At 59.9% G+C, this 23,033-nt stretch carries 26 protein-coding genes; 13 read left to right on the top strand and 13 right to left on the bottom strand.

All coding sequences use genetic code 11. The annotated features are described in order from the left end of the window. Positions 1-64 precede the first annotated feature (64 nt). The 10 genes from paaA to ACYVDM_RS15120 all read left to right on the top strand — a co-directional run bounded on the left by paaA (position 65) and on the right by ACYVDM_RS15120 (position 9,256). Entirely contained in the window at positions 65-1,054 is a 990-nt protein-coding gene (paaA, locus tag ACYVDM_RS15165; protein WP_415792980.1) for a 1,2-phenylacetyl-CoA epoxidase subunit PaaA, read from the top strand. A gap of 75 nt (positions 1,055-1,129) precedes the next feature. Beyond that, complete coding sequence (paaB, locus tag ACYVDM_RS15160) at positions 1,130-1,414, top strand: 1,2-phenylacetyl-CoA epoxidase subunit PaaB (RefSeq protein WP_230664500.1); 285 nt, start codon at positions 1,130-1,132, stop codon at positions 1,412-1,414. A gap of 12 nt (positions 1,415-1,426) precedes the next feature. Beyond that, positions 1,427-2,191, top strand: a complete 765-nt coding sequence (gene paaC / locus ACYVDM_RS15155) for a 1,2-phenylacetyl-CoA epoxidase subunit PaaC (RefSeq protein WP_415792979.1) — start codon at positions 1,427-1,429, stop codon at positions 2,189-2,191. A 32-nt stretch (positions 2,192-2,223) separates the two neighbouring features. Beyond that, positions 2,224-2,694, top strand: a complete 471-nt coding sequence (paaD, locus tag ACYVDM_RS15150) for a 1,2-phenylacetyl-CoA epoxidase subunit PaaD (RefSeq protein WP_415792994.1) — start codon at positions 2,224-2,226, stop codon at positions 2,692-2,694. Positions 2,695-2,712: 18 nt separating this feature from the next. Beyond that, positions 2,713-3,801, top strand: coding sequence for a 1,2-phenylacetyl-CoA epoxidase subunit PaaE (paaE, locus tag ACYVDM_RS15145; protein ID WP_415792978.1), 1,089 nt, complete (start codon positions 2,713-2,715; stop codon positions 3,799-3,801). 70 nt (positions 3,802-3,871) lie between these two features. Further along, complete coding sequence (gene paaN, locus ACYVDM_RS15140) at positions 3,872-5,536, top strand: phenylacetic acid degradation protein PaaN (RefSeq protein WP_415792977.1); 1,665 nt, start codon at positions 3,872-3,874, stop codon at positions 5,534-5,536. A 14-nt stretch (positions 5,537-5,550) separates the two neighbouring features. Beyond that, positions 5,551-6,339 (top strand): 2-(1,2-epoxy-1,2-dihydrophenyl)acetyl-CoA isomerase PaaG, encoded by a 789-nt coding sequence (paaG, locus tag ACYVDM_RS15135; protein WP_415792975.1) that lies wholly within the window; start codon positions 5,551-5,553, stop codon positions 6,337-6,339. 17 nt (positions 6,340-6,356) lie between these two features. Next, positions 6,357-6,827, top strand: coding sequence for a hydroxyphenylacetyl-CoA thioesterase PaaI (gene paaI, locus ACYVDM_RS15130; protein ID WP_415792993.1), 471 nt, complete (start codon positions 6,357-6,359; stop codon positions 6,825-6,827). 85 nt (positions 6,828-6,912) lie between these two features. Beyond that, positions 6,913-8,226 (top strand): phenylacetate--CoA ligase PaaK, encoded by a 1,314-nt coding sequence (paaK, locus tag ACYVDM_RS15125; RefSeq protein ID WP_415792973.1) that lies wholly within the window; start codon positions 6,913-6,915, stop codon positions 8,224-8,226. A 157-nt stretch (positions 8,227-8,383) separates the two neighbouring features. Then, the gene (locus tag ACYVDM_RS15120) at positions 8,384-9,256 is read left to right on the top strand and encodes an SDR family oxidoreductase (protein WP_415792972.1); all 873 of its coding nucleotides are present in this window, start codon (positions 8,384-8,386) and stop codon (positions 9,254-9,256) included. Positions 9,257-9,338: 82 nt separating this feature from the next. Here ACYVDM_RS15120 and ACYVDM_RS15115 read toward each other — a convergent pair whose 3' ends face one another. From ACYVDM_RS15115 to ACYVDM_RS15105, 3 genes are all read right to left on the bottom strand, one after another. Beyond that, the gene (locus ACYVDM_RS15115; RefSeq protein WP_415792971.1) at positions 9,339-9,659 is read right to left on the bottom strand and encodes a BON domain-containing protein; all 321 of its coding nucleotides are present in this window, start codon (positions 9,657-9,659) and stop codon (positions 9,339-9,341) included. A 308-nt stretch (positions 9,660-9,967) separates the two neighbouring features. Further along, on the bottom strand, positions 9,968-10,264 hold the full coding sequence (locus ACYVDM_RS15110; RefSeq protein ID WP_415792970.1) for a hypothetical protein: 297 nt from the start codon (positions 10,262-10,264) through the stop codon (positions 9,968-9,970). A gap of 49 nt (positions 10,265-10,313) precedes the next feature. Continuing rightward, complete coding sequence (locus ACYVDM_RS15105) at positions 10,314-11,738, bottom strand: RNA polymerase factor sigma-54 (RefSeq protein WP_415792969.1); 1,425 nt, start codon at positions 11,736-11,738, stop codon at positions 10,314-10,316. A gap of 277 nt (positions 11,739-12,015) precedes the next feature. Between ACYVDM_RS15105 and ACYVDM_RS15100 the strand changes: the two genes are divergently transcribed. Then, entirely contained in the window at positions 12,016-13,281 is a 1,266-nt protein-coding gene (locus ACYVDM_RS15100; protein ID WP_415792968.1) for a glycosyltransferase, read from the top strand. A gap of 12 nt (positions 13,282-13,293) precedes the next feature. Here the strand turns inward: ACYVDM_RS15100 and ACYVDM_RS15095 are convergent, their stop codons facing one another. Further along, complete coding sequence (locus ACYVDM_RS15095; protein ID WP_415792967.1) at positions 13,294-13,788, bottom strand: DUF421 domain-containing protein; 495 nt, start codon at positions 13,786-13,788, stop codon at positions 13,294-13,296. 64 nt (positions 13,789-13,852) lie between these two features. Continuing rightward, positions 13,853-14,137 (bottom strand): MatE family transporter, encoded by a 285-nt coding sequence (locus tag ACYVDM_RS15090; RefSeq protein WP_415792966.1) that lies wholly within the window; start codon positions 14,135-14,137, stop codon positions 13,853-13,855. Positions 14,138-14,295: 158 nt separating this feature from the next. Between ACYVDM_RS15090 and ACYVDM_RS15085 the strand changes: the two genes are divergently transcribed. Both ACYVDM_RS15085 and ACYVDM_RS15080 read left to right on the top strand, forming a co-directional pair. Beyond that, on the top strand, positions 14,296-14,523 hold the full coding sequence (locus ACYVDM_RS15085; RefSeq protein WP_415792965.1) for a hypothetical protein: 228 nt from the start codon (positions 14,296-14,298) through the stop codon (positions 14,521-14,523). A gap of 93 nt (positions 14,524-14,616) precedes the next feature. Then, entirely contained in the window at positions 14,617-15,189 is a 573-nt protein-coding gene (locus tag ACYVDM_RS15080) for a DUF4142 domain-containing protein (protein WP_415792964.1), read from the top strand. Between the two features lie 71 nt (positions 15,190-15,260). Here the strand turns inward: ACYVDM_RS15080 and ACYVDM_RS15075 are convergent, their stop codons facing one another. From ACYVDM_RS15075 to ACYVDM_RS15040, 8 genes are all read right to left on the bottom strand, one after another. Beyond that, positions 15,261-16,019, bottom strand: a complete 759-nt coding sequence (locus tag ACYVDM_RS15075) for a slipin family protein (RefSeq protein WP_415792963.1) — start codon at positions 16,017-16,019, stop codon at positions 15,261-15,263. Next, positions 16,016-16,477, bottom strand: coding sequence for an NfeD family protein (locus ACYVDM_RS15070; RefSeq protein ID WP_415792962.1), 462 nt, complete (start codon positions 16,475-16,477; stop codon positions 16,016-16,018). Before ACYVDM_RS15070 ends, ACYVDM_RS15075 begins: the two co-directional genes overlap by 4 nt. 11 nt (positions 16,478-16,488) lie before the next feature. After that, a complete protein-coding gene (locus tag ACYVDM_RS15065; RefSeq protein WP_415792961.1) occupies positions 16,489-17,511 on the bottom strand; it encodes an SDR family oxidoreductase in 1,023 nt (340 codons plus the stop codon). Next, entirely contained in the window at positions 17,453-18,082 is a 630-nt protein-coding gene (locus ACYVDM_RS15060) for a DUF2244 domain-containing protein (protein WP_415792960.1), read from the bottom strand. Before ACYVDM_RS15060 ends, ACYVDM_RS15065 begins: the two co-directional genes overlap by 59 nt. A 10-nt stretch (positions 18,083-18,092) precedes the next feature. Next, positions 18,093-19,670, bottom strand: a complete 1,578-nt coding sequence (gene ctaD / locus ACYVDM_RS15055; protein WP_415792959.1) for a cytochrome c oxidase subunit I — start codon at positions 19,668-19,670, stop codon at positions 18,093-18,095. Between the two features lie 142 nt (positions 19,671-19,812). After that, positions 19,813-20,799, bottom strand: coding sequence for a lysylphosphatidylglycerol synthase transmembrane domain-containing protein (locus ACYVDM_RS15050; RefSeq protein WP_415792958.1), 987 nt, complete (start codon positions 20,797-20,799; stop codon positions 19,813-19,815). After that, entirely contained in the window at positions 20,792-22,000 is a 1,209-nt protein-coding gene (clsB, locus tag ACYVDM_RS15045) for a cardiolipin synthase ClsB (protein ID WP_415792957.1), read from the bottom strand. Before clsB ends, ACYVDM_RS15050 begins: the two co-directional genes overlap by 8 nt. Next, the gene (locus ACYVDM_RS15040) at positions 21,997-22,767 is read right to left on the bottom strand and encodes an endonuclease/exonuclease/phosphatase family protein (protein WP_415792956.1); all 771 of its coding nucleotides are present in this window, start codon (positions 22,765-22,767) and stop codon (positions 21,997-21,999) included. Before ACYVDM_RS15040 ends, clsB begins: the two co-directional genes overlap by 4 nt. Positions 22,768-23,033 lie beyond the last annotated feature (266 nt).

Raw genomic sequence — 23,033 nt, 5'->3', positions numbered from 1 at the left:
AGTCAAACAAACGACCGGCGTGGGTGCTTTTTGGGGCCATGTTGCGACCGTTCAGGAGACGAATATGTATGCGCAGCTAGTCGAAACCGGTATCAAACAGGTCCGCAGCACGGATCAGCTCTCCGGTCCCGAGCAGGCTTTTCAGCGTCGCGTGGACGACGGTGTACGAATCGAGCCGCAAGACTGGATGCCCGAGGCGTATCGCAAGACGCTGATCCGGCAGATTTCTCAGCATGCGCATTCCGAGATCGTGGGTATGCTGCCTGAGGGAAACTGGATCACTCGCGCGCCCTCGCTCAAGCGCAAGGCCATTTTGTTGGCCAAGGTGCAGGACGAGGCGGGGCATGGTCTGTATCTGTATAGCGCTGCCGAGACGCTGGGCGTATCGCGCGATGAGTTGGTCGACGAGCTGCTGACGGGGCGCGCAAAGTATTCGAGCATTTTCAATTACCCCACATTGTCGTGGGCGGATATCGGCATGGTCGGCTGGCTGGTGGATGGGTCCGCCATCATCAACCAGATTCCTTTGTGCCGCTGTTCGTATGGTCCTTATGCGCGCGCGATGGTGCGTGTCTGTAAAGAGGAGTCCTTTCATCAGCGGCAGGGCTATGACCTGCTGATGCAGATGTGTCTGCATGGCACGCCCGAGCAAAAGGCGATGTGTCAGGATGCGCTCAATCGCTGGTGGTGGCCGGCGTTGATGATGTTTGGGCCCTCGGACGCCGAGTCGCCTAATAGTGCCCAATCGATGGCCTGGAAAATCAAACTGTTTTCGAATGATGAATTGCGCCAGAAGATGGTGGATCAGACGGTGCCCCAGGCCGAGTATCTGGGTCTGACGGTGCCCGATCCCGATCTGAAGTGGAACGCGGAACGCGGTCATTATGACTTTGGCGAGATTGACTGGTCTGAGTTTTATGCGGTGATCAAGGGCAATGGGCCCTGCAATCGCGAGCGTCTCGCGGCGCGTCAGCAAGCACACGAAGCAGGGGCCTGGGTGCGTGAGGGCCTGGTGGCATATGCCGAGAAGCGGGCGCAGCGCAAGGCGGCGTAGGCGTACGTCAAGCCGAACGCGCGACGCGAATTTTTCTGGATGGCGCTCGTCGTCCGATACTGAAGGGTATGCATCATGAGCAAGGAATGGCCGTTGTGGGAAGTCTTCATCCGCAGTCAGCATGGTCTAGCGCATAAACATGTGGGCAGCTTGCATGCCCCGGATGCCGAAATGGCCATTAATCATGCGCGCGATGTTTATACCCGGCGCAACGAAGGATTGAGTATCTGGGTGGTGCGCGCAGCGGACATTGTGGCGAGCAGCCCGGCCGATAAAGAGCCGTTGTTCGATCCGGCTAATAACAAGGTCTATCGGCATCCCACGTTTTTTCCGATGCCTGACGAAATCAAGCACATGTGACGGGGCACGGATATGGATAAGTCGTTATTCGAGTACCTGTTGCGCTTGGGCGATAGCACGCTGATTCTGTCGCAGCGTCTGTCGCAATGGTGTGGCCACGGCCCGGCACTGGAGGAAGATCTGGCGCTGACCAATACTGCGCTGGATTTGCTGGGTCAGGCACGCATGTGGTTGACACTGGCCGGGGAGGTCGAAGGCGCGGGACGCGACGAGGACGCATTGGCGTATCTGCGTCATGCACATGAGTTTCGTAACCTGATTCTGGTCGAGCGGCCTAATGGTCACTATGGCGACACGCTGGCGCGGCAATTCTTTTTTGACGTGTGGCATTACTTCTTGCTGCAGCGTTTGACGCAGTCCAGCGATGAGCGTGTGGCGGCGATCGCCGAGAAGTCGCTGAAAGAGGTGACTTATCACGTGCGTCGTTCGTCTGATCTGGTGGTGCGCCTGGGCGATGGATCCGATGTCAGTCATGCCAAGATGCAGGAGGCGATTGACGACGCATGGCGTTATACCGGTGAGCTGTTTGTCGATGATGCCGTCGATCAGGATATGGTGGCACGGGGCGTGGCCGGTGAATTGGCTGCCTTGCGTGAACCGTGGCTGGCGCATGTGCGTGAGGTACTGGACGAGGCGACGCTGACGATACCCGGCGAAGCAGACGCGGGGCACGCAGCCTATCAGGGCGGCCGTCAGGGACGCCATACCGAGGCGCTCAGCTATGTCTTGGCCGAAATGCAATCCCTGCCACGCGCCCATCCAGGAGCGGTGTGGTGAATAGCGTCAGCACGGTGCCGCCGAGCCAGATCATGACCTGGCTGGAAAGCGTGCCCGATCCCGAAATCCCGGTGTTGTCCGTGGTGGATCTGGGCGTAGTACGCGATGTCGCGTGGCAGGGCGAGACCTGTGTGGTCACGATTACGCCTACATATTCCGGCTGCCCGGCCATGCGCGAGATCACCGAGGATATTCGGCGCACGCTGGCGGATCATGGCGTTAGGGCGGTGCACGTGCAGACGCGACTGGCGCCCGCCTGGACGACGGATTGGATGAGCGCACGGGGACGCGCGGCACTAAAAGGCTATGGCATCGCCGCGCCGGTCGAGCGTGCGATTGATATTTCCGGCATCAGCCGGCGCGTGGCGCAGCCTACGGTGGCGTGCCCGCATTGCGGTTCGTCGCAGACACGGCTGGTGAGTCATTTTGGTTCGACCTCATGCAAAGCGCTTTATCGCTGCGATGCATGTCGCGAGCCATTCGATTATTTCAAAACACACTGAGCAGGGCTGTATTGCGTCATGAGTCAGACTCCGTTTCATTCCCTGAAAGTGGCTTCGGTGGCGCGCAATACGCGCGACGCAGTAGTGGTGACTTTCGATTTACCTGAAGCGCTGCAATCGCAGTTTGCGTTTCGCCCTGGGCAGTATCTGACGTTACGCACCGAGCTCGATGGCGAGGAACTGCGTCGTTCCTATTCCATTTGTTCTGCGCCAGGCGATGGGCTGTTGCGTGTCGCAATCAAGAAGGTCGACGAGGGCGCGTTCTCCAGTTGGGCCAATCACGAGCTGCAGCCGGGGCAGCTGCTGGAGGTCATGCCGCCCGCGGGAAATTTCACGGTGGATTTTTCGCCGGAGAACCATCACCACTACGTGGCGTTTGCGGTGGGAAGCGGGATTACGCCGGTGTTTTCGCTCGTGAAGACCGCGTTGTCGACCGAACCGCATAGCCGGTTCACGCTGTTCTTTGGTAATCGCGCGTCGTCGTCGGTGTTGTTTCGCGAAGAGATCGAGGACTTGAAGAACCAGTACATGGATCGATTTTCGCTGGTTTACATCATGAGCCGGGAAAACCAGGATATTGAGTTGTTCAACGGTCGTCTGGATGGCGACAAGGTGGACCAACTGCTGTCGGCATGGATGTCGCCTGACGATATCGATTTTGCGTTTGTCTGTGGCCCGCACACCATGATCGACAGTGTGGTGCAGCATTTACAGGATCGTGGTTTACCCAAATCGCAGATCAAATTCGAGCTATTTGGCGCACCACGTGGACCCCGTGCGCTGCGTACGGGACGAGAGGCGCCAACAGCCCCCGGCAAGGGACAGTGCCAGGTCACGGTGGTGCAAGACGGTCACAGCCGCAGTTTTGTGATCGACAAGAATAAGGACAGTGTGCTGGACGCAGCGCTGGCGCAGGGAGTCGAGCTGCCGTACTCCTGCAAAGGTGGAGTGTGTTCGACATGTCGCTGCAAGGTCATCGAAGGCGAGGTCGATATGGACGCGAACTTCGCCCTTGAGGATTACGAGGTCGCGCGCGGTTTTGTGCTCAGTTGCCAGAGTTTTCCAGTCACTGATCGGCTGGTGTTGGATTTTGATCAAGAAACTTGAGCGTGGCGGGTTGCGCGGGCAACAACGTTAGAACGCTTATCTGAAATAGTTTTATCCGGGAGATTCGCTCGTGTCATCAGATTTTTTTGAACGTCATCAGCCTGTACTAGAGCGTGCTGTAGCCGCCGCCGCCGACCGTGGTTACTGGAGCCCGTTTCCGGAGTCGCCCAGTCCACGCAACTATGGCGAGACGGCCAATGAGGACGGGCGCGCCGCATTTGAGGCGTTGCGCGGCAAGGCGTTTCCATTGGCACTGGACGGCGCCGATGGGACAGTAGGGGCAGAGCAATCACCCTATGGTTTTGCCTTGGGCATCACGTATCCGCGCGTGCGCCCTGCGAGGCTGGTGCAGTCCGCGGCCCGCGCGCAGGAGACCTGGCGTCGTGCCGGCCCTCGGGTCTGGGTCGGTGTATCGATGGAGATACTGGCTCGCCTTAACAAGCGCAGTTTCGAGATTGCCCATGCGGTGCAGCACACGACGGGTCAGGGTTTCATGATGGCCTTTCAGGCCGGCGGGCCGCATGCGCAGGACCGCGGGCTGGAGGCCGTGGCCTATGCATGGCAGGAAATGGCGCGCATTCCGGACGTTGCGCTTTGGGAAAAGCCCCAGGGTAAGAACGATCCCATCAAAATGGAAAAGCGCTTCACCGTGGTGCCGCGCGGTACGGCGCTGGTGATTGGGTGCTCGACCTTTCCGACCTGGAATGGCTATCCGGGGCTGTTTGCCAGTCTGGCCACTGGCAACACGGTGATCATCAAACCGCATCCCGCTGCGATTTTGCCATTGGCCCTCACCGTGCAGGTGGCTCGCGAAGTGCTGAAAGAGGCGGGGTTTGATCCCGACGTCGTGCAGCTCGCCGCGCACGAAGCCAGCGACGATACTGCACAGCAATTGGCACAGGACCCGAGCGTCAAGATCATTGATTTCACGGGCAGCAGCGCCAACGGCAACTGGCTGGAGCAAAATGCGCGTCAGGCGCAGGTGTACACCGAGAAGGCCGGCGTTAATCAAGTGATCATCGATTCCGCCGATGACCTCAAAGGCGTGGTGCGCAATCTGGCGTTCTCACTGACGCTGTACTCGGGACAGATGTGCACGGCGCCGCAGAATATCTACGTGCCTCGTGACGGTATTCAGACGGCCGAGGGACCGGTCAGTTTTGATGATGTCGCGGCAGCACTGGGAACGGCCATCAACAAGCTGTGCGCGGATCCCGCCAAGGTGGTGGAACTGACCGGGGCGATTCAGAACGAGGGCATCGTCAAACGCGTTGAGCAGGCGCGTGCGCTGGGCCTGCCCGTGCTGGCCGATAGCCAGGCGCTGACGCATCCTCAATTCGAGGGGGCGCGCGTGCATACCCCCTTGTTATTGCGCGCCGAGGCCGGCAATCCCGATATCAGCAAGGAATGGTTCGGGCCGATTGCGTTCGTGGTGGCCACGGACTCGACCGAACACAGTATCCAACTGGCACGCGACAGCGTGATCCAGCATGGCGCGTTGTCTTTTTCCGCCTACACGACCGACGATACGGTGGCCGACCACATACAGGATGCGGCAGAGGTCTCGGGGGTCGCGCTATCGCTGAACTTGACCGGCGCTGTCTTTGTGAACCAGACTGCGGCGTTCAGTGATTTTCATGGAACCGGTGCCAATCCGTCAGCCAACGCCGCGCTCTCTGATTCGGCATTCGTGTCCAACCGATTCCGGGTGGTGCAGACGCGCCGCCATGTATGACTAGGTGATATCTCATGACGTACCAGAGCATTTTGTTTGACCTGTCAGGCGGTATCGCGCGTTTGACGCTGAACCGCCCGGACAAGCTCAACAGCTTTACGGCCGCTATGCATGGCGAAGTCGCCGACGCACTGACCCGCGTCGAGAACGACGGTGCGCGTGTCCTGATCCTGACGGGCATGGGGCGTGGCTTTTGTGCCGGGCAGGATCTCAGTGAACGCCAGATGGCGGCGGACGGTATCCCGCCTGATCTGGGGGAAACGGTGGAGAAGTTCTACGCACCGCTGGTACGTCGCTTGAACGCATTGCCCATGCCCGTCGTGGTTGGTGTCAATGGCATCGCCGCCGGGGCTGGCGCGAACTTGGCCTTTGCCGGCGATATCGTCATCGCCAAAGCGTCCGCCAGCTTTATCCAGTCGTTCTGCCGTTTGGGCCTGATTCCCGATACGGGTGGGACCTATGTCTTGCCGCGCCTGGTCGGACGCGCGCGCGCGATGGGACTGGCGATGCTGGGTGACAAGATCAGCGCGCAGCAGGCCCAGGACTGGGGCCTGATCTGGCAATGTGTGCCGGACGCCGATTTCGATGCGGCCCTGGACAAGCTGGCCACGCATTTTGCTTCGGCACCCACACGCGGCTTGGCCGGCACCAAACAGGCCCTGCAAGTGAGCCTGCAGAATGACCTGGAGACGCAGCTGAATCTGGAACGCGACTTGATGCGCGAGTTGGGACGCAGTGCGGACTATGCCGAAGGCGTCGCCGCCTTTATGGGCAAGCGCGAGCCTCAGTTCAAAGGACGATGATGAGCGAACGAGTGTCCTTGTCCCCCGCGGTCGCCGATCTCGAGATACCCGCCGACCCACAAGCCTTGGCCGAGACCGTCGGCGCCGCCATGTACGCGGTTGACCTCGCTACCCAGAGCCTGGGCATGCAGATCGTGGAAATCGCGCCGGGTTATGCGCGCCTGACGATGCCCGTGCGTTCTGACATGCTCAATGGCCATCAGACCTGCCACGGTGGTTTTATGTTCGCATTGGCCGATAGCACCTTTGCCTTTGCCTGCAATTCGCGCAACGTCAGCACCGTGGCCTCGGGATGCACGATCGATTTTCTGGCGCCGGGCTTCGCGGGTGATGTCCTGACCGCTGTCGCACAAGAGCGCTCGCTGGCCGGGCGCACCGGCGTCTACGACGTCACCATTACCAATCAGGACGGGCGGCAGCTGGCGTTGTTCCGGGGGCGCTCGTATCGCATTAAAGGGCAGATCGTCGGAACACCGGCAGCACCTTGACCGCAGCCGATGCGCAGGTATTGCCGCGCTTTGAACACGTTGATAAAACGGCCCCAAACCGACCCGCATTTCAGGAGACAAACCCATGTCCAATACCGTGAGCAAACCCGGACTGGATCCTATCGAGCACGCAAGCCGTGACGAGATCGAGGCGTTGCAGTTGCAGCGCCTGCAATGGACGGTGGCGCACGCCTATCAGAACGTGCCGCACTATAAGAAAGCATTTGATGCGGCGGGCGTGCATCCCGATGATCTGAAGCAATTATCGGACATCGCCAAGTTTCCGTTCACCGTTAAAAAAGACCTGCGCGAGAACTATCCCTTTGGTATGTTTGCCGTGCCTCGCGAACAGGTGGCCCGTGTGCATGCCTCCAGCGGTACTACCGGCAAGCCCACCGTGGTGGGCTATACCGCGCAAGATATCGATAACTGGGCCAACCTGGTGGCGCGTTCAATCCGTGCCGCCGGCGGCAAGCGAGGAGATCTCGTGCATATCGCCTATGGCTATGGACTGTTTACCGGTGGACTCGGCGCGCACTACGGCGCGGAAAAATTGGGCTGCACGGTCATCCCCATGTCAGGCGGACAGACTGAAAAGCAAGTGCAGTTGATTAGCGATTTCCGTCCCGACATCATCATGGTGACGCCGTCGTACTTCTGCAATATCCTCGAAGAACAACGTCGCCAGGGGATCGACCCGCGTCAAAGCTCGTTGCGCATTGGTATTTTCGGGGCGGAGCCCTGGACTGGCCAAATGCGGCAAGACATCGAAAACGAGGGCGGGATAGACGCGGTAGACATCTATGGTCTGTCGGAAGTCATGGGGCCAGGGGTAGCCAGTGAATGCGTAGAGACCAAAGACGGTCCGGTTGTGTGGGAAGATCATTTCTACGCAGAGATCATTAATCCCGACACCGGCGAACCCGTCGCCGACGGCGAGTCCGGCGAATTGGTCTTTACCTCCTTGACCAAAGAGGCCATGCCTATCATCCGCTATCGCACGCGCGATTTAACGCGACTGTTGCCCCCGACATCGCGCAGCATGCGCCGCATCGGCAAGATCACGGGCCGCAGCGATGACATGTTGATCGTGCGTGGCGTCAATCTGTTCCCCACGCAAGTCGAAGAGCAGGTCCTGAAAATCGCCCAACTGGCACCGCATTATCAGTTGGTGCTGACGCGCACCGGCAATCTGGACGAATTGGAGATCCTGACCGAGGTGCGAGACGAGTTTGCGAATTTGCTTGAGCTGGAGCGCGAGGCGCTAGGCAAGCAACTGCAGGCGGCCGTCAAGTCCTATGTCGGCGTGACCGCCCGGGTGAGGGTGGCGGAGTGCGGGTTTGTCGAGCGGACACTGACGGGCAAAGCACGACGGGTGGTTGATAAGCGACCGCGATAGCCTATGGTGATGACCGGGCGCCAAGGTAATAACGTCGCCGTCACGTGTGATCTCTAATTCGCTAATGCCGTCATATATCTAGGCACAAGGCTTGCGAGGCTGACTGACGTACGCGCGATGGCGCGCGAGTTCAATCAGCATTCAGGAGATCAGCCCTATGTCTACTCACCGCACCCCGCAAGCCAGCGATGACGGCAAGCCACGTCAACAGGCCCAGCCCGGCCGGCAGGACCGCATGGCTCCGCGCCCCGAGGGTGAAGAACGAAATTACCTGGCCGCCGGCAAACTGCGCGGGCGGTGTGCCGTCATCACCGGCGGCGATAGCGGCATCGGGCGAGCGGTGGCGGTCGCCTTTGCCAAGGAAGGGGCCGATGTGCTGGTCACCTACCTGGAAGAGCACGAAGACGCCCGCGAAACTGAGCGACTGGTACGCGAAACGGGCCAGCGTTGCGTGTTGATCGCTGGCGACCTGGGCGACGAAGCACACCTGAAGCAGGTGGTGGAGCTGGCGCGCAAGGAATTTGGCAAGGTGGACGTGCTGGTCAATAACGCCGGCGAGCAGCACGTGATGGAGTCGTTCGAATCCATCACGCGCCAGCAGCTCGAGCGCACGTTTCGCACCAATTTCTTTGCCATGTTTCGCTTGACGCAAGAAATACTGCCGCTGATGTCAGAAGGCGCCTCCATCGTTAATACGACATCGGTGACGGCGTACCACGGTAATCCCAAGCTGATCGATTATTCGTCCACCAAGGGAGCCGTCGTGTCGTTCACCCGTTCGCTGTCCACGTCGTTGGCCGAGCGTGGCATTCGGGTCAATGCGGTCGCGCCGGGGCCGATCTGGACGCCCTTGATCCCGTCGACATTTCCTGAGGAAAGCCTGGCGTCATTTGGCAAGAACACGCCAATGCAACGACCTGGTCAGCCCGATGAGGTGGCGCCATGCTTCGTGTTTCTGGCGAGCGATGACGCAAGCTATACATCGGGCCAGGTCATGCATCCGAACGGTGGGCAGATTGTCAACGGCTAGAAGGCGCGCGTGGATTGCCCCACATGGCGGCGAGTCAGACACACCACGCGCCTGACTCGTTCGCTGTTATCGCATTCGTTGATTATCTGGGAGCACGTACCTGGATGTCATTGCGCACTTCCTTGACGCCATCTACGTTACGTGCCGCGATGACTGCTTGATTGGCGGCTTCTTGGTCAATGACAAAACCGCTTAATTGGACGACACCGTTATAGGTTTCCACTTGCACATCAGTAGCTGACACGCGGTCGGCCTGCACGAGCGCTGCCTTGACGCGAGCGGTCAGGGCGGTGTCATCAGTGTACTGGCCGGTGCTGCGGTGCCCGTCATGCGCGGCGCAGGCGGCCAGCATGGTGGCGAGAATAACGGCGCCCAGGCCGTGGACAACGCGAGAAATGGTCATGGCTGCTCCTTGAGAAGAGGGTGCGAAAGACAATGCTTCATCCGTCGCAACGCAATTCCTGTACCCGCGCACGCGATATATCGAATAGCCAGGTAAGCCAGCGTCGTACTTCAACACGGCGTGCATAGTAATGCTGCCGTTGGGGCTGCATTGTTTCGAAGAGCGCTATTGAGGCGTCCGTGTGGTCTGCGGTGTGGCGGCGCCGGCCTAATCGAAACGGCTCGCCCCAACCAGGAGCCTCGGCCCCGCTGCGCGGGGCTACCCGTCTCTCAAAAGGCCGGCGCCGCCACACCGCAGACCACACGGACTCACAGTAGTGGCTTGCCATCGATGCTGAAATCGCCTTGACCTGCGTTAGCACGATGCAATGCCAACACACCAAAAACTGTCGATCGACGCACAAAGAACAGCGGATACTGGGAGACATTGCGAGCTACGGTCGGCGCGGCATAGGCCTGGTCGGCCTTTTGAGAGACGGGCAGCCCCGCGCAGCGGGGCCGAGGCCCCTGGTTGGGCCGAGCCGTTTCGATTAGGCCGGCCGGGCCTATGCCGCGCCGACCGTGGCGCCTAAAGAACCCACCGCCGTCACGCAACAGCATTGCCATCGTACGAAACCACCGTCTGCAGTCCGCGTCAGAGAATCTCGCGTGACCCTTAGTATTGACGCCGCATTTCGGCAGGCGGCCGCTTGATCTGCGCGCGGTATTTCGACACCGTGCGGCGTGCGACGACGATGCCGTCAGCGGCGAGCTTGCTTGCCAATTCCACGTCCGATAGTGGCATACGAGGGTCTTCGTTATCAATGAGGTCGGTGATCAGGGCGCGTACTGCACCCGCGGAGCATGTTCCGCCCGTGTCGGTGGCGAGTTCGCGCGAGAAAAAATATTTGAATTCCAGAATGCCCATCGGCGTGGCCATATATTTGTTGGTCGTGGCGCGCGAAACGGTGGATTCGTGGATATCGAGCTCGGCGGATATCTCGCGCAGCATCAGCGGTCGCAGGGCGACAGGGCCGTACTCGAAGAACATGTGCTGCATACGCACGATGGCCTCGGCGACCCGCTGGATGGTGCTGTAGCGCTGTTCGACATTGCGCACCAGCCAACGTGCTTCTTGTAGCTCTTGCGCCATGGGACCGCGGTCGCGATAGCGCGTGGAGCGAAACAGATCCGCGTAGACGCGGTGCAGGCGCGGCTGCGGTACGGCGCCACGATTGCAATGGACTTGCCATTGTCCGTTTTCTTTGCGTACGATGACGTCGGGAACAATGTAGGCGGGAGGAGCTTGATCATAGCTTCGTCCAGGCCTCGGATCGAGCGAACGCACCACGCCGCAGGCCTGCCGCAAATCATTGTCGCTGCAGTCGAGCGTGCGTTGCAGGGTTTCATAGTCGTGCCGAGCCAAAATGTCCAGGTGCTGCGCGACGATACGGCGCGCCAGTGCGACGCCGGGGCGTTGAGTGTCCAGCCCTCTCAGTTGCAGGGTCAGGCATTCACGCAAGTCGCGCGCTGCGAGTCCAGGCGCGTCGAGTTGTTGTACCAAGCTTAGTGCGGCGCGCCATTCGCTCTCGTCGGGCGGGATACTGAAAACCGAGTGGTCGGCCAGTTCTTGCAGTGGCTGGCGTAAATACCCATCCTCATCAAGCGCCTGCACGATGTACTGGGCTAGCAGTCGGTCGCGCGGAGACAAGCGATAGGTACGCAGCTCTTGGTTCAGTCGCTCTTGCAGCGATACCGAGGCGCCTACCCACTGTCCCATGTCCATAAGCGCGCCGTCATTGGTGCGATGCGAAATCGGATAGTCCCCCGAATATTCCGGTAGATGGCTGTCGGTGACCGGAACAGAGGGCGCCACGGTCGGAGCAGGTTCGGCAGAAAGGGCGGCACCGTCGCCGCCATCATCTTGAGCGTAGGCAGCGGTGGTTTCCTCATCTTCTTCGAGGAAAGGGTTTTCGACTAGCGCCTGCTGTACCTTTTGGTTGAACTCCAGGGCTGACATCTGCAGTAGTTTGACCGACTGCTGCAGGCGGGGTGTCAGGGCGGTTTGCTGGTGCAAACGCAACTCATGAGCGGTGTGCATCAACGTGATCTCCTTTTTGGGGCGGCATAAATTCAATGGGCACTCAGATAGCCATGCAAAATCCATGCCAGGTGCTTGGCGCCCGTGGCTCAACCTTGTTCTGCTGATCGTTTCAGGCTTTTCTTACGGGCTTGTGTAAGAAGTGCGCGACGACGTTGGTCCGGTAGGACGAGGGCAGAGGCGGCATACCGCTTGCTTCTTGGGCCGAAAGCGTCGAGCAGCCTCCGGCGCATCGTCCCCGGATCGCCGGGCCAGCTTCCCGTATGGAGAATCCCTCATGAATAAGATTGCGATTGTCAGTGAACATGCGTCGCCATTGGCATTGGCCGGCGGTGTGGATAGCGGCGGTCAGAATATCTACGTGGCCCAAACGGCGCGCCAGTTTGCCGCGGCGGGACATCAGGTTGATATCTTCACACGCAGGGACGATGCACTCTTGCCGTCCGAGGTGATGTGGCAGGCGGGAATCCGGGTGATTCACGTACCCGCTGGCCCTGCGCGCTACGTTCCCAAAGAGGATCTCTTGCCTTATATGGACGATTTCGGGGCCTTCTTGTTGCGGCACTTCGGTCGACAGACACGGCCTTACGATGTGGTGCACGCGAATTTTTTCATGTCGGCGCTGGCCAGTCTGGCGGTATCACAGCGTTATGGTGTGCCCCTGGTGGTGACATTTCATGCGTTGGGGCGCGTGCGGCGTTTGCATCAACGCGAAGCGGATCGCTTTCCGGATAACCGTTTTCAGATTGAGAGTGACATTGTTCGTGAGGCCGACCGGATTATTGCGGAATGCCCGCAAGACCGACGGGACTTGCTGAATTTGTATGATGCGGATCCTCGCCGTATCCGGGTGGTGCCGTGTGGCTATGATCCACAGGAAATGTCCCTCATCGATACCCGTGCAGCGCGCCGCAGGCTCGCTTGGCAAGATGGGGAATTCCACATCCTGCAGCTGGGTCGAATGGTGCCGCGCAAAGGGGTCGATAATGTCATTGAGGCGTTGGGTTTGCTGCGCCGCTTGCATGGTGTGCCAGCCCGTCTGTGTGTGGTGGGTGGAGATCAACGCGATAGCCCCGAGTTGGCGCGTCTGCACCGCGTGGCGGCGCAATCCGAGGTGACGCCGTTTGTGGATTTTGTGGGACGCAAAGACCGGCAGGATCTGAGCTGCTATTACTGCGCCAGCGATGTGTTCGTGACGACGCCTTGGTACGAGCCATTTGGCATCACTCCAGTCGAAGCCATGGCCTGCGGCAAGCCGGTCGTGGGATCAGATACCGGAGGCATACGTAGCACTGTCAAAGATGGCAAGACGGGATTCCTGGTGCCGGCGCGAGATCCCGAGGCGTTGGCTCAACGTCTGGTATACCTGGCGGGCGATGCCAGCCTGTGTCGGGAAATGGGTCGAGCCGGTGCACGACGCGCCAGGCGCTTGTTCACCTGGCACCAAGTGGGGCGGGATCTGTTGACGGTATACGACGAGTTGACGGCGACCGCGCGCACCCCCGCGACGATCATTGCGCATTCGCAGGGGCTAGCTGCTTGAATATCGGACGGGTCAGGAGCTCCCATGCCGTTTCAGTACGCTGATGTTGCCATCAGGCTCCATATAGGCACGGCGGATCTCCGACAGATCTTCGATGCCGCGCTGCCGCAGTTCGCTCATCAATTCGGCCGGCGTGATGTATTCGCGCCGCATGCTGCGGCGAAGGATCTGACCGTCGCGTACGAGGCAGACCTTGTCGCTCTTGAGCAAGGTGCCCAGTCGCGGCATGAAATAGGTCAATCGGTCAATCAGCGCTACCCATCCCACGATGACGGCAACCAGGATGGCGCCGTCGGTAATGGACTGATACTGGCCCGCCATGCCATTTTGCGCGGCGTCGGCGATCAACACCAGTACCAACATGTCCGCGATACCCAGCGACCCTACGTCGCGCCGGCCAGCCATGCGCAGCACTATCAATATGAACCAATACATGACCGTACCGCGGATGATTAATTCTAGCGGCGGTACGGTCAGCCGGAAGAGGTCTGACCAGTTGACGTCCATTATCGTTCTCCTTGTGGTGAAACGAAGCCGTCTCTGCCGTCGGGCATCGCCGGCCAAGTGAGATTTATTGCGCGTCGCCGCCGTTGCGTATGGGATCGGGTCGCGTATGGGCCACGCCCGCCTCGTCTTCGTCGACAATCTGATCAGTCTCAATGTCGGCGCCGCTGTCGTCCTCTAGCGACGGCTCTACGCTTTCGCGTTCCCCTGTGCCCTGTGAGTCGGTGTCATGTTCGCCAGCCGAGCCCGGCAGATCGCTGCCCGAGTCCGATGAGTCGCTGGGGCCCAGGCCGGGTTGACGCGGCACAGCATGAGTGAGAAAGAGCGGGATTCGAAGAATAGACAAGTTCATGGTGTGCTCCTTAGGCAGAGAGACTGCGCCACAGGGCGCGGAGCAAATGCACTGCAAGTTTCGTGCCGTGGGTGCGGGGGCTGGAACGAAAATTGCGACATGATGGGTGTTTTTAATTAATTACCTTTAAACGGATGCCTTTGATTTGGGAGATCGCCATGTCTGACTCCGATAAAGCCTCGTCACCGACTTCACCTTCCAGTCGGCGCGAGCAAGAGGACGAACGCATGCGGCGTCGCGATACCGACCGCACCTTGAATGATCGCCCTGCCGATCCGAATCGCGCCGGCGCAAAAATACGTATTCCGCCAGGCGTGGACGCGGAAGACTTCCGCGATCCGGGGCGACAGACCCCTGATGCGCCGCCAGTAGACAATCGCTCGTGAGGCGAGGTGCTGGGCCGAGGGCCCCAGCCCTCGGGCACGTCGGTTGCTATGCCGTTTCAGCCCGCGATCGGCGGGTATCCCCAGGGGAACGATATGAGTCCTTGGAAAATGACCGCTATCGCGGCGGCGACTGCCGCGATAGTCATCGGTGGCATTCAGGCATACGCTTCGTCGGTCGCCCTGGATAATCAAGACCGACTTTTTATGGAAGCCGTCATTCGAGCGGGCTTGTTTGAGCTGAGATCGGGAGACCTGGCCCTGCAACGGGCCTCGAGCGAGGACGTACGGGCCTATGCTCGGGCGGTCCTCGGCGATCAAGCTGCGGCCCGTGCACAATTATTAGCGGTTGCCGCCGCCAAGTCGCGTGCCGTGCCGAGCGTGGTGGGCGCAGGGCAGCAAGCTGTGCTGGCCGAGTTGAAGAGTGCCCCGACAGCGGCGTTTGACGCGCTGTATCTGGAGAAAGTAGCAGTCCAAGGGCAGTCAGCGGTGGTGGCACTGTTCAAACGTGCGGTGCGTAACAGCAACGATCCAGATATTCGAGCCTACGCTGCCAACGTACTGCCTACACTGCAGCGTCGCCTGGAGGAGGCACGGACGCTGCAGGTCGGGTTGCGTTGGACCGTCATCGCGGAGAATGCAGCAAAGACGGTCGAAAACCAACCCTAGAATGAAAATCTGGCAGCCCAGCGGGTCGGCAAGCGGTTGCGTCGTGGATTCTGGCGCGGCCTGCCGGGCCGCTATTGCGGATTGTCTGACCGCTCGAATATGCGTTGCAGTAGATCGATGGGAACGGGAAATACGATGGTCGAACTCTTGTCGCCGGCGATGTCATACAAAGTGGACAGATAACGAAGTTGCATGGCTTCGGGTGTGCGGCCCAATACGCGTGCGGCCTCGACCAGTTTTTCGGCGGCTTGCTCTTCGCCCTCGGCGTTAATGATGCGCGCACGACGGTTGCGTTCGGCTTCGGCCTGGCGGGCAATGGCGCGCACCATACTTTCGTCTATATCCACATGTTTGATTTCTACGTTGGCGACTTTGATGCCCCAGTCTTCGGTTTGCCGGTCGAGGATTTCCTGAAGGTCGGCATTCAGCTTGTCGCGCTCGGACAGCATCTCGTCCAGGTCGTGCTTGCCCAAGACGGACCGCAGTGTCGTTTGTGCCAGTTGACTGGTGGCTTCCATGTAGTGTTCGACCTGAATCACCGCCCGATCAGCGTCGACGACCCGAAAATACAGTACGGCATTTACTTTTACCGATACGTTGTCCCGCGAGATGATGTCTTGCGTGGGAACATCCAGCACGATGGTGCGTAGCTCGACCCGCACCATTTGCTGTATCGCCGGGATCAGTATGATCAGGCCTGGCCCCTTTACGCTAGTGAAGCGCCCCAGGGTGAAGACAACGCCGCGCTCGTACTCGCGCAGTATGCGGATCATGGATATGGCGAGCAGTATCAGCAGTGCCGCCACGATGATATAGGCGATGAGAGTCATGGGAGTTCCTTTTGGGTCAGGTCCGCGGCGCGTACGTGGAGGATGAGCCCCCGGCGCGATACGATGACCGCGGGCTGGCCGCAAGCCAAAGGTATATCGGCGTGCGCCTGCCAGATTTCTGCGCCAGCGCGCACCAGCCCTTCGCGCCCTTGCCAAGACAAGACTTCGACGGACTCACCGGGCTGGGTGCTGTGGTCGAAATTGACGCGCCGGCGCTGGGCGCGTCGTACTACCAAGGCAATCAATACCAGCAGCAGAGCGCCGATGACAACCGTGATCGTTACCAAAGGTACCGACACGGCAAAGTCGCCGGCCTGCGTGTCGTATAAAAACAGAGATCCGGACGCAAGTAATGCCAAGCCGGCGATGCCAAGCAGTCCCAGAGCGGGAGTGAGCACCTCGGCGACCATCAGCGCGATGCCCACCAGCACCAGGATCAGGCTCGCCGTAGGGGTCATAGACAAAGCCGTTAGTGCCAACGTCGACCGCGTGCCGCACCGATGACAGTGCCGCAGAGCAGAGCCGCCGCGCCTGCCCACACCAGGCCGCGGCCGCCGGTGGAAAGATGGGCGTACACGCTGCGTTTGCGCACGTGCGGTACGTCGACACCTTCACGGCCCGTGTCGCCCTGTGACGGAGTGCCGGCGTCGTACAGCGCATCGGGGCGCTCGGTAGCGGCCTTATCGCTACGCTGGTGACGGATCAGCCAACCTGCCATCCGGTCGGATAGCGAGGGCATACGTTGACCCATGGAGGACATGGCTTTTGACGCGCTGCCTACGTAAATGTCACGTCGCGGGTGCTGCGCGGCGTATAGGATGGCGCGCGCGACGGTCTCTGCTGCATAGAGCGGCGGCGGCAGGCGAGGCTCTACGTCCATGTAATTGCGGGCGTGTTCGGAATAGCCGGTGGCAATCGAGGCCGGCTTGATCAGGGTGACGGACACTGGCGCGCCTTCCGTTTCGAGTTCCATGCGCAGCGCGTCGGTATAACCCTTGACGGCGTGTTTCGATGCGGAATAGGCCCCTTGCAGGGGAATGGCGCGGTCCGATACCTCGCTGCCTATGTTGATCAGCGCACCGCCTTGTTTCTTCAGATGTGCGACAGCGGTGGTCGAGCCATATACGACGCCCCAATAATTGGTTTCGAACAGCTTGCGCTGATCATCCATCGGCACCTCTTCGAGGCGTCCGAAGATGGATACCCCGGCATTGTTGACCCAAGTGTCGACGCGGCCGTAGTGTTCGATGGCGGTGTTCAAGATGCGATCATGGTCGGCCTCGACGCCGACGTCGGCCTGCACGGCCAAAGCGTCCCCGCCTTCAGCGCGGATACTGGCGACGATCTCGTCCAGGGCCTGCTGGTTGCGGCAGGCCAGCACGACTTTGGCACCCTCGCGAGCAGCCATTCGGGCTGTGGCCAGGCCGATGCCACTACTGGCGCCGGTGATGACCATGACCTGATCGTGTAGTTTTTTCAATCGGACGTACATTTGGATCTCCCGTGTAGCGCGCGTTCGTGCCCTGGCACGATCCCGGAGGGCCACGCCAAGGCAGCGAATGTCGCAATTCGCTCTCGATATGGCGGCGCCGTTCGGTCGGTACATGGCGAGCCAGCCGCAGGCGAACAGTGCCGTAGTGCAGCCAGAGTGTGTCTGGCGCTTCAGGCAGTCGCACGAGCCGTGCCCAGTTGCGGTTGAAGACATGACGCGTTGCGTCGCTTCCTGTGTAAACGTCCACGACCATGCGGCCATCGGTCAACAACGTCACCGTTTCTCCATCACGGACGTGACGAGCAAAGGACAGCGTGGCGCCCGCGATGAGCGCGATCTCGAGGGCGCCGTAGAACGCGACCAGCCATAGACCCCGCCAACTGAAGATCAAGCTGATCAGTAGGGCGATTCCCGCGGTGCCTGCCATACCCAACAGAAACTGACGCGGCGTGACGCAACAGTTGCGTTTCAGTTCCCAGTGCCGCTCGACGTCGGTCGATGTAGCGACGACGGTGTCGTCGCAAGGGCGTGTCGACGCCGGCACACCCCGGAATAGATGGCCCAATTGCATGAGTATCCGCCTAGTGAATATCCGGCGGAACCGTAAAGGTGTGGTGCGGGGCCGGCGAGGGCACACTCCATTCCAGACCTTCGGCGCCTTCCCAGGGCTTGGCCGCAGCCACGGTGCCTTTGCCTCGATAGCAGGTCAACATGGCATACAAAAATAAGAGCTGCGACAAGCCGAACCAGAATGCCCCGATCGTCGCCACCTGGTGGAAGGTCGTGAACTGCGCGGCGTAGTCAACGTAACGACGCGGCATACCGGCCAAACCCAGAAAGTGCATGGGGAAGAACGTGACGTTGAACGAAATCAGCGTGGACCAGAAGTGGATTTTTCCCAGTTTCTCGTTGTACATGCGGCCCGTCCACTTGGGTACCCAATAGTAGGCGCCGCCAAACAGCGCGAACAGCGAACCGGCCACCAGCACATAATGGAAGTGCGCGACCACGTAATATGTGTCGTGCACCTGAATGTCGATCGGGGCAATCGACAGGATCAGGCCGGTGAAACCGCCCATGGTGAACACGAAGATGAAGCCGATCGCGAACAGCATCGGTGTTTCCAGACTTAACGACCCCCGCCACATGGTGGCCACCCAATTGAAGACTTTTACGCCGGTGGGAACGGATATCAGCATGGTGGCGTACATGAAGTACAACTGACCGGTGGCGGGCATGCCGGTGGTGAACATGTGGTGCGCCCATACCAGGAACGACAGCACCGCAATGGCCGCCGTGGCATAGACCATCGAAGCGTAGCCGAACAGCTTCTTGCGCGAGAAGGTAGGCACGATCATGGATATGATGCCGAACGCCGGCAGGATCATGATGTAGACCTCGGGGTGGCCGAAGAACCAGAACACGTGCTGATACAGCACAGGATCGCCGCCGGCGGCGGCATTGAAAAAGCCGGTGCCGAAATGGCGGTCAGTCAGCACCATGGTGACCGCCGCCGCCAACACCGGCATTACAGCGAGCAGCAAGAAAGCGGTGATCAGCCAGGTCCAGCAGAACATCGGCATTCTCATCAGGGTCATGCCCGGCGCACGCATGTTCAGGATCGTGACGATGATATTGATGGCCCCCATGATGGACGAGGCCCCCATGATATGCAGGGCGAATATGGCCAAGTCCATGCCCGGACCCATTTGCTCCGACAGTGGCGCGTACAACGTCCAGCCGGCGGCGGTGGCGCCGCCCGGTACGAAAAACGATGCCGTCAGCATCATCGCCCCGACGGGCAGGAGCCAGAAGCTGAAGTTGTTCATGCGCGCAAAGGCCATGTCCGCCGCACCGATCTGCATCGGGATCATCCAGTTGGCAAACCCGACCAGCGAGGGCATGATCGCGCCGAAGATCATGATCAATCCGTGCATGCTGGTGAACTGGTTGAACAGTTCGGGTTGGAAGAATTGCAAACCGGGCTCGAACAGCTCAGTGCGCAGCAGCAGGGCCAGTACGCCTCCTTCGAGCAGCATGACGAACGAGAAGATGAGATACATCGTCCCGATGTCTTTGTGATTGGTCGCGAACAGCCAGCGCCGCCAGCCGTGCGGCGCATCGTGTTCTTGGGGAGTATCGTGAGTCAGAGTGTCCATGTCGCATCCTGTACAAGGGGCGGGCCGGCGCAAGCGGCAGCTATTGCTGCCGCGTCGCCCGGTGATCTGATCTGATAACCTTCATTGAGCGCTCATAAAGCTGACTTTTTCCTGAATTGAAACGGTTGGATGCACGTAGTGTCTATTTCGTGTGGATCGCGCGGTCGTTTGGAGATTTTCCGGGACGGGCTTCGAGCACGGCGTACATCACCAGCGCCAAAGCCAGAGGCGCCAAGTAGAACGTGGCGCGATAGGCCAGTAGCGTACCCAAGACTTGTACCTGTGAAACTTCGGGCGCCAGCATGGCGACGAAGACCGCTTCCAGCACACCGACACCGCCGGGTATGTGAACCAGCGCTCCGGCAATACTGCTGAGCAGCAGCGCGGCCAGCACTTGTGTATAAGACACCTGCCTTTCAAACAGCAGATACAGAATGCCGGCGATGGCGCCCCAGCAGATGACCGATAACACGGACTGCAGCAAGGCAACGCGCACGGTGGGAATCGGGATGTGACGCCCGGCCACGCGCAGGTGCCGGCGGCGCGAAAATGCGCTTAGCGAGAGATAGCCCGAGGCGACGATCAGCATGAGGACGCCGGCTATCTGCAGCATGGTCTGGCTCAGATGCCACGCGGCGGGCGCCTGCCGTAGCGCGAACAGCACACCGAACAACCACAAGTAGCCTAGCCAGTTGGTGAAGATGCTCATCGCCAACACCTTGGAAATTACGGATACCCGCAGTCCCTGCTTGCCGTACAGGCGAAAGCGCAGGCCGATCCCGCCCACCAAGGCTCCCAGATTAAGATTGGCCGCGTAGCTGACGAAAGCGACGGCCATGGTTATCCCGGTGCCCAGTTTGTGTCCGGTGTAGGCGCGGCCGATCAGGTCGAACGCGGTATAGGCCAGGTAGGCTACTGGCACCAGGCAGGCGCTCTCCAGCAAGGCTGAGTTGGGTATCTCTTGCAGTTGGCGCCAGACCTCGTGCCACTGAACGTCGCGCGCCAACTGCACCAATAGCGCGATGGCTGCCACCATGAATAATCCAGTCCAGACTCGCCGTGTGCGCTTCCAGAAGTGGCGCATACGACGCCAGGTGGAACGCAGAAACGAGCGACGAAATTCAGTCATGGTTGCGCTCGTTGGTGGGTGTTGAGGTGCGGGAGGGATCGATGCTTTGCAAATGCGCACGGCCAGACGGCAGCATCGCGGCCCACGCGGGAAAATGGCGCAGCACGTGATAGATCGCCACCCCGAACCATAGACGGCGCAGTACACGTTTTACGCCGTGTCGCGGCATGATACGGCGGCAGTGACCCTGGATCAGTTTTTCCAGCGACGCGCGAAGTTCCGCCGTAAAGGCACCGTCGCGCGTCACCACATTGGCCTCCATATTCAGGGCCAGGCTGAGCGGATCCAGATTGCTGGAGCCGATGGTGGCCCACTCGTCATCGATGCAGGCCACCTTGCTGTGCAACGGCCGCTCGCAATATTCGTAGATCATGACGCCGGCCGACAGCAGGTAGTCGTACAGGGTGCGGGCCGCGAGCTTTGCAATCGGCATGTCGGGTTCGCCCTGTAGTATCAATCGTACACAAACGCCGCGTCGCGCCGCGTTGCGCAAATCGCGCAGCAGTCGGTAGCCGGGAAAGAAATAGGCATTGGCGACAATGATGTCGTGTCGAGCGATACGAAAACCGGCACGGTAAGAGCGCTCGATGTCGTTGTGGTGGCGGTCGTTGTCGCGCGTCAGGAACAGCGCTGCGCCTTGGCCTTGGGGACCATGCGAAGTCTTCAGGCGGCGGCCTAATCGTCGTTCCTGTCCACCATGCACTGCCGCGTAGGCGAAGTGACGGATGTCTTCGACAATGGGGCCGTGCAGTTCAGCCGCATAGTCTTGCTTGGCTTCGGGGCCGAAGTCGCCAAGATGGTCCTCCGAATAATTGATGCCGCCGACGAAGGCTATCTTTTCGTCCACCACCGTTACCTTGCGATGCATGCGGCGCAGCGCGTTAACACGAAAACCGAGCATTCTGGGGCGCGGATCAAAAATATGGAAACGCACCCCGGCTTCGGTCAGGCCGGCGATGAAGGCGTCGTCCAGGCAATCGGAGCCGTAGCCATCCACGGTAAGATCGATCTCAACACCGCGACGCGCTGCGTCAATCAGTACTTGGCGTAATTCCTGTCCGACTTTGTCGTCGAACAAAATAAAGGTTTCCAGCAGGATTTCCGTGTGGGCCGCGCGAATGGCGTCGAACACGCGGGGAAAGAATTCCTCGCCGTTTTCCAACAAACGTACCGTATTGCCCTGGCGCCAGGTGGAGGTCATAGTCGTACCTCGGCCGCGAGCGGCGCATGGTCCGACAGATGGCGCCAAACCCGCGACGCCAGGGCCACCGGACGAGCCGAGATCACGTTTCGCACATAAATGCGGTCTAGCGCCAGTAACGGGCACCGGGCTGGAAACGTGCGCGGCTCGCGCCCCAGCGTGCTACGAAACACGTCGCGCATCGAACAGTCCGTCAGCATGTCGCTGGCGCGCCGACGCCAGTCGTTGAAGTCGCCGCCGACCAGCACGGGCGCGTTGTTATCGATTTTATTTACCAGCGTGCACAATTGATTTAATTGGGCACGCCTGTGCGCTTCGCGAAGGCCCAGATGCACACAGACCACATGCATATCGTCGGCCACGTCGGGGTGGCGAACTTGACTATGCAGTATGCCGCGACTTTCATGGGTGCCCACCGAAACGTCGTAGTTGTGGTGCTCAATGATCGGCCAGCGCGAGAGCACCGCGTTGCCGTGATCTCCCTCAGGATAGACCGCGTTGCGCCCGTACGCGAAGTCGCTCCAGAGACTGTCGGCCAGGAATTCGTATTGCGAGGTCGCGGGCCATGCCGCCAGACGTCGTGCATGGCGGTGGTGTGAGCCGATGACTTCCTGCAGGAATACGATGTCAGGTTGTGCATCGCGCAGGGCCGAGCGCAATTCGTGCAGAATGAACCGTCGATTGAAGAGCGTGAACCCCTTGTGGACGTTGACCGTCAATAATTTGACTGTGGCGCTGCCGCGAGCGTGCGCGTCCTGACTTGGCATGTGGCTCTCCGATATGCGTAGCAGGAAAGTCAGGCAAAAATCGTGCCCGACGTTTCTGAAGGGCGGCGCGTGTCGCGTTGATTTACTTTTTACCGACAGGCGAAAAATGTTCGTCCGCTTGTCTCCATTGAGGTAGAGGATCGGGCATGCTGTTTGCTAGCCGACCTAGGTAGTAGGGCGTTGCGTGGTGTTACGTTGTTTCTGGCGCAATCCAGGCATACTTGAAAAAATGTGGTAGAAAAACGTGCAGACAGTCTCTGCCGGTT

The organism is Bordetella tumulicola (assembly GCF_054779135.1).
This window is presented reverse-complemented; position numbering and strand designations above follow the sequence as displayed.

Excerpts from the sequence above, each read along its gene's own strand:
- ACYVDM_RS15050 (WP_415792958.1), bottom strand. The coding sequence starts at position 20,799 with ATGACTGAATTTCGTCGCTCGTTTCTGCGTTCCACCTGGCGTCGTATG.
- ACYVDM_RS15120 (WP_415792972.1), top strand. The coding sequence starts at position 8,384 with ATGTCTACTCACCGCACCCCGCAAGCCAGCGATGACGGCAAGCCACGT.
- ACYVDM_RS15100 (WP_415792968.1), top strand. The coding sequence starts at position 12,016 with ATGAATAAGATTGCGATTGTCAGTGAACATGCGTCGCCATTGGCATTG.
- paaG (WP_415792975.1), top strand. The coding sequence starts at position 5,551 with ATGACGTACCAGAGCATTTTGTTTGACCTGTCAGGCGGTATCGCGCGT.
- ctaD (WP_415792959.1), bottom strand. The coding sequence starts at position 19,670 with ATGGACACTCTGACTCACGATACTCCCCAAGAACACGATGCGCCGCAC.
- ACYVDM_RS15080 (WP_415792964.1), top strand. The coding sequence starts at position 14,617 with ATGAGTCCTTGGAAAATGACCGCTATCGCGGCGGCGACTGCCGCGATA.
- paaK (WP_415792973.1), top strand. The coding sequence starts at position 6,913 with ATGTCCAATACCGTGAGCAAACCCGGACTGGATCCTATCGAGCACGCA.
- paaA (WP_415792980.1), top strand. The coding sequence starts at position 65 with ATGTATGCGCAGCTAGTCGAAACCGGTATCAAACAGGTCCGCAGCACG.
- ACYVDM_RS15060 (WP_415792960.1), bottom strand. The coding sequence starts at position 18,082 with ATGCAATTGGGCCATCTATTCCGGGGTGTGCCGGCGTCGACACGCCCT.
- paaD (WP_415792994.1), top strand. The coding sequence starts at position 2,224 with ATGACCTGGCTGGAAAGCGTGCCCGATCCCGAAATCCCGGTGTTGTCC.
- ACYVDM_RS15065 (WP_415792961.1), bottom strand. The coding sequence starts at position 17,511 with ATGTACGTCCGATTGAAAAAACTACACGATCAGGTCATGGTCATCACC.
- paaB (WP_230664500.1), top strand. The coding sequence starts at position 1,130 with ATGAGCAAGGAATGGCCGTTGTGGGAAGTCTTCATCCGCAGTCAGCAT.
- ACYVDM_RS15110 (WP_415792970.1), bottom strand. The coding sequence starts at position 10,264 with ATGGCAATGCTGTTGCGTGACGGCGGTGGGTTCTTTAGGCGCCACGGT.
- ACYVDM_RS15085 (WP_415792965.1), top strand. The coding sequence starts at position 14,296 with ATGTCTGACTCCGATAAAGCCTCGTCACCGACTTCACCTTCCAGTCGG.
- ACYVDM_RS15075 (WP_415792963.1), bottom strand. The coding sequence starts at position 16,019 with ATGACTCTCATCGCCTATATCATCGTGGCGGCACTGCTGATACTGCTC.
- ACYVDM_RS15095 (WP_415792967.1), bottom strand. The coding sequence starts at position 13,788 with ATGGACGTCAACTGGTCAGACCTCTTCCGGCTGACCGTACCGCCGCTA.
- ACYVDM_RS15115 (WP_415792971.1), bottom strand. The coding sequence starts at position 9,659 with ATGACCATTTCTCGCGTTGTCCACGGCCTGGGCGCCGTTATTCTCGCC.
- ACYVDM_RS15090 (WP_415792966.1), bottom strand. The coding sequence starts at position 14,137 with ATGAACTTGTCTATTCTTCGAATCCCGCTCTTTCTCACTCATGCTGTG.
- ACYVDM_RS15070 (WP_415792962.1), bottom strand. The coding sequence starts at position 16,477 with ATGACCCCTACGGCGAGCCTGATCCTGGTGCTGGTGGGCATCGCGCTG.
- paaE (WP_415792978.1), top strand. The coding sequence starts at position 2,713 with ATGAGTCAGACTCCGTTTCATTCCCTGAAAGTGGCTTCGGTGGCGCGC.
- ACYVDM_RS15040 (WP_415792956.1), bottom strand. The coding sequence starts at position 22,767 with ATGCCAAGTCAGGACGCGCACGCTCGCGGCAGCGCCACAGTCAAATTA.
- clsB (WP_415792957.1), bottom strand. The coding sequence starts at position 22,000 with ATGACCTCCACCTGGCGCCAGGGCAATACGGTACGTTTGTTGGAAAAC.
- paaC (WP_415792979.1), top strand. The coding sequence starts at position 1,427 with ATGGATAAGTCGTTATTCGAGTACCTGTTGCGCTTGGGCGATAGCACG.
- ACYVDM_RS15105 (WP_415792969.1), bottom strand. The coding sequence starts at position 11,738 with ATGCACACCGCTCATGAGTTGCGTTTGCACCAGCAAACCGCCCTGACA.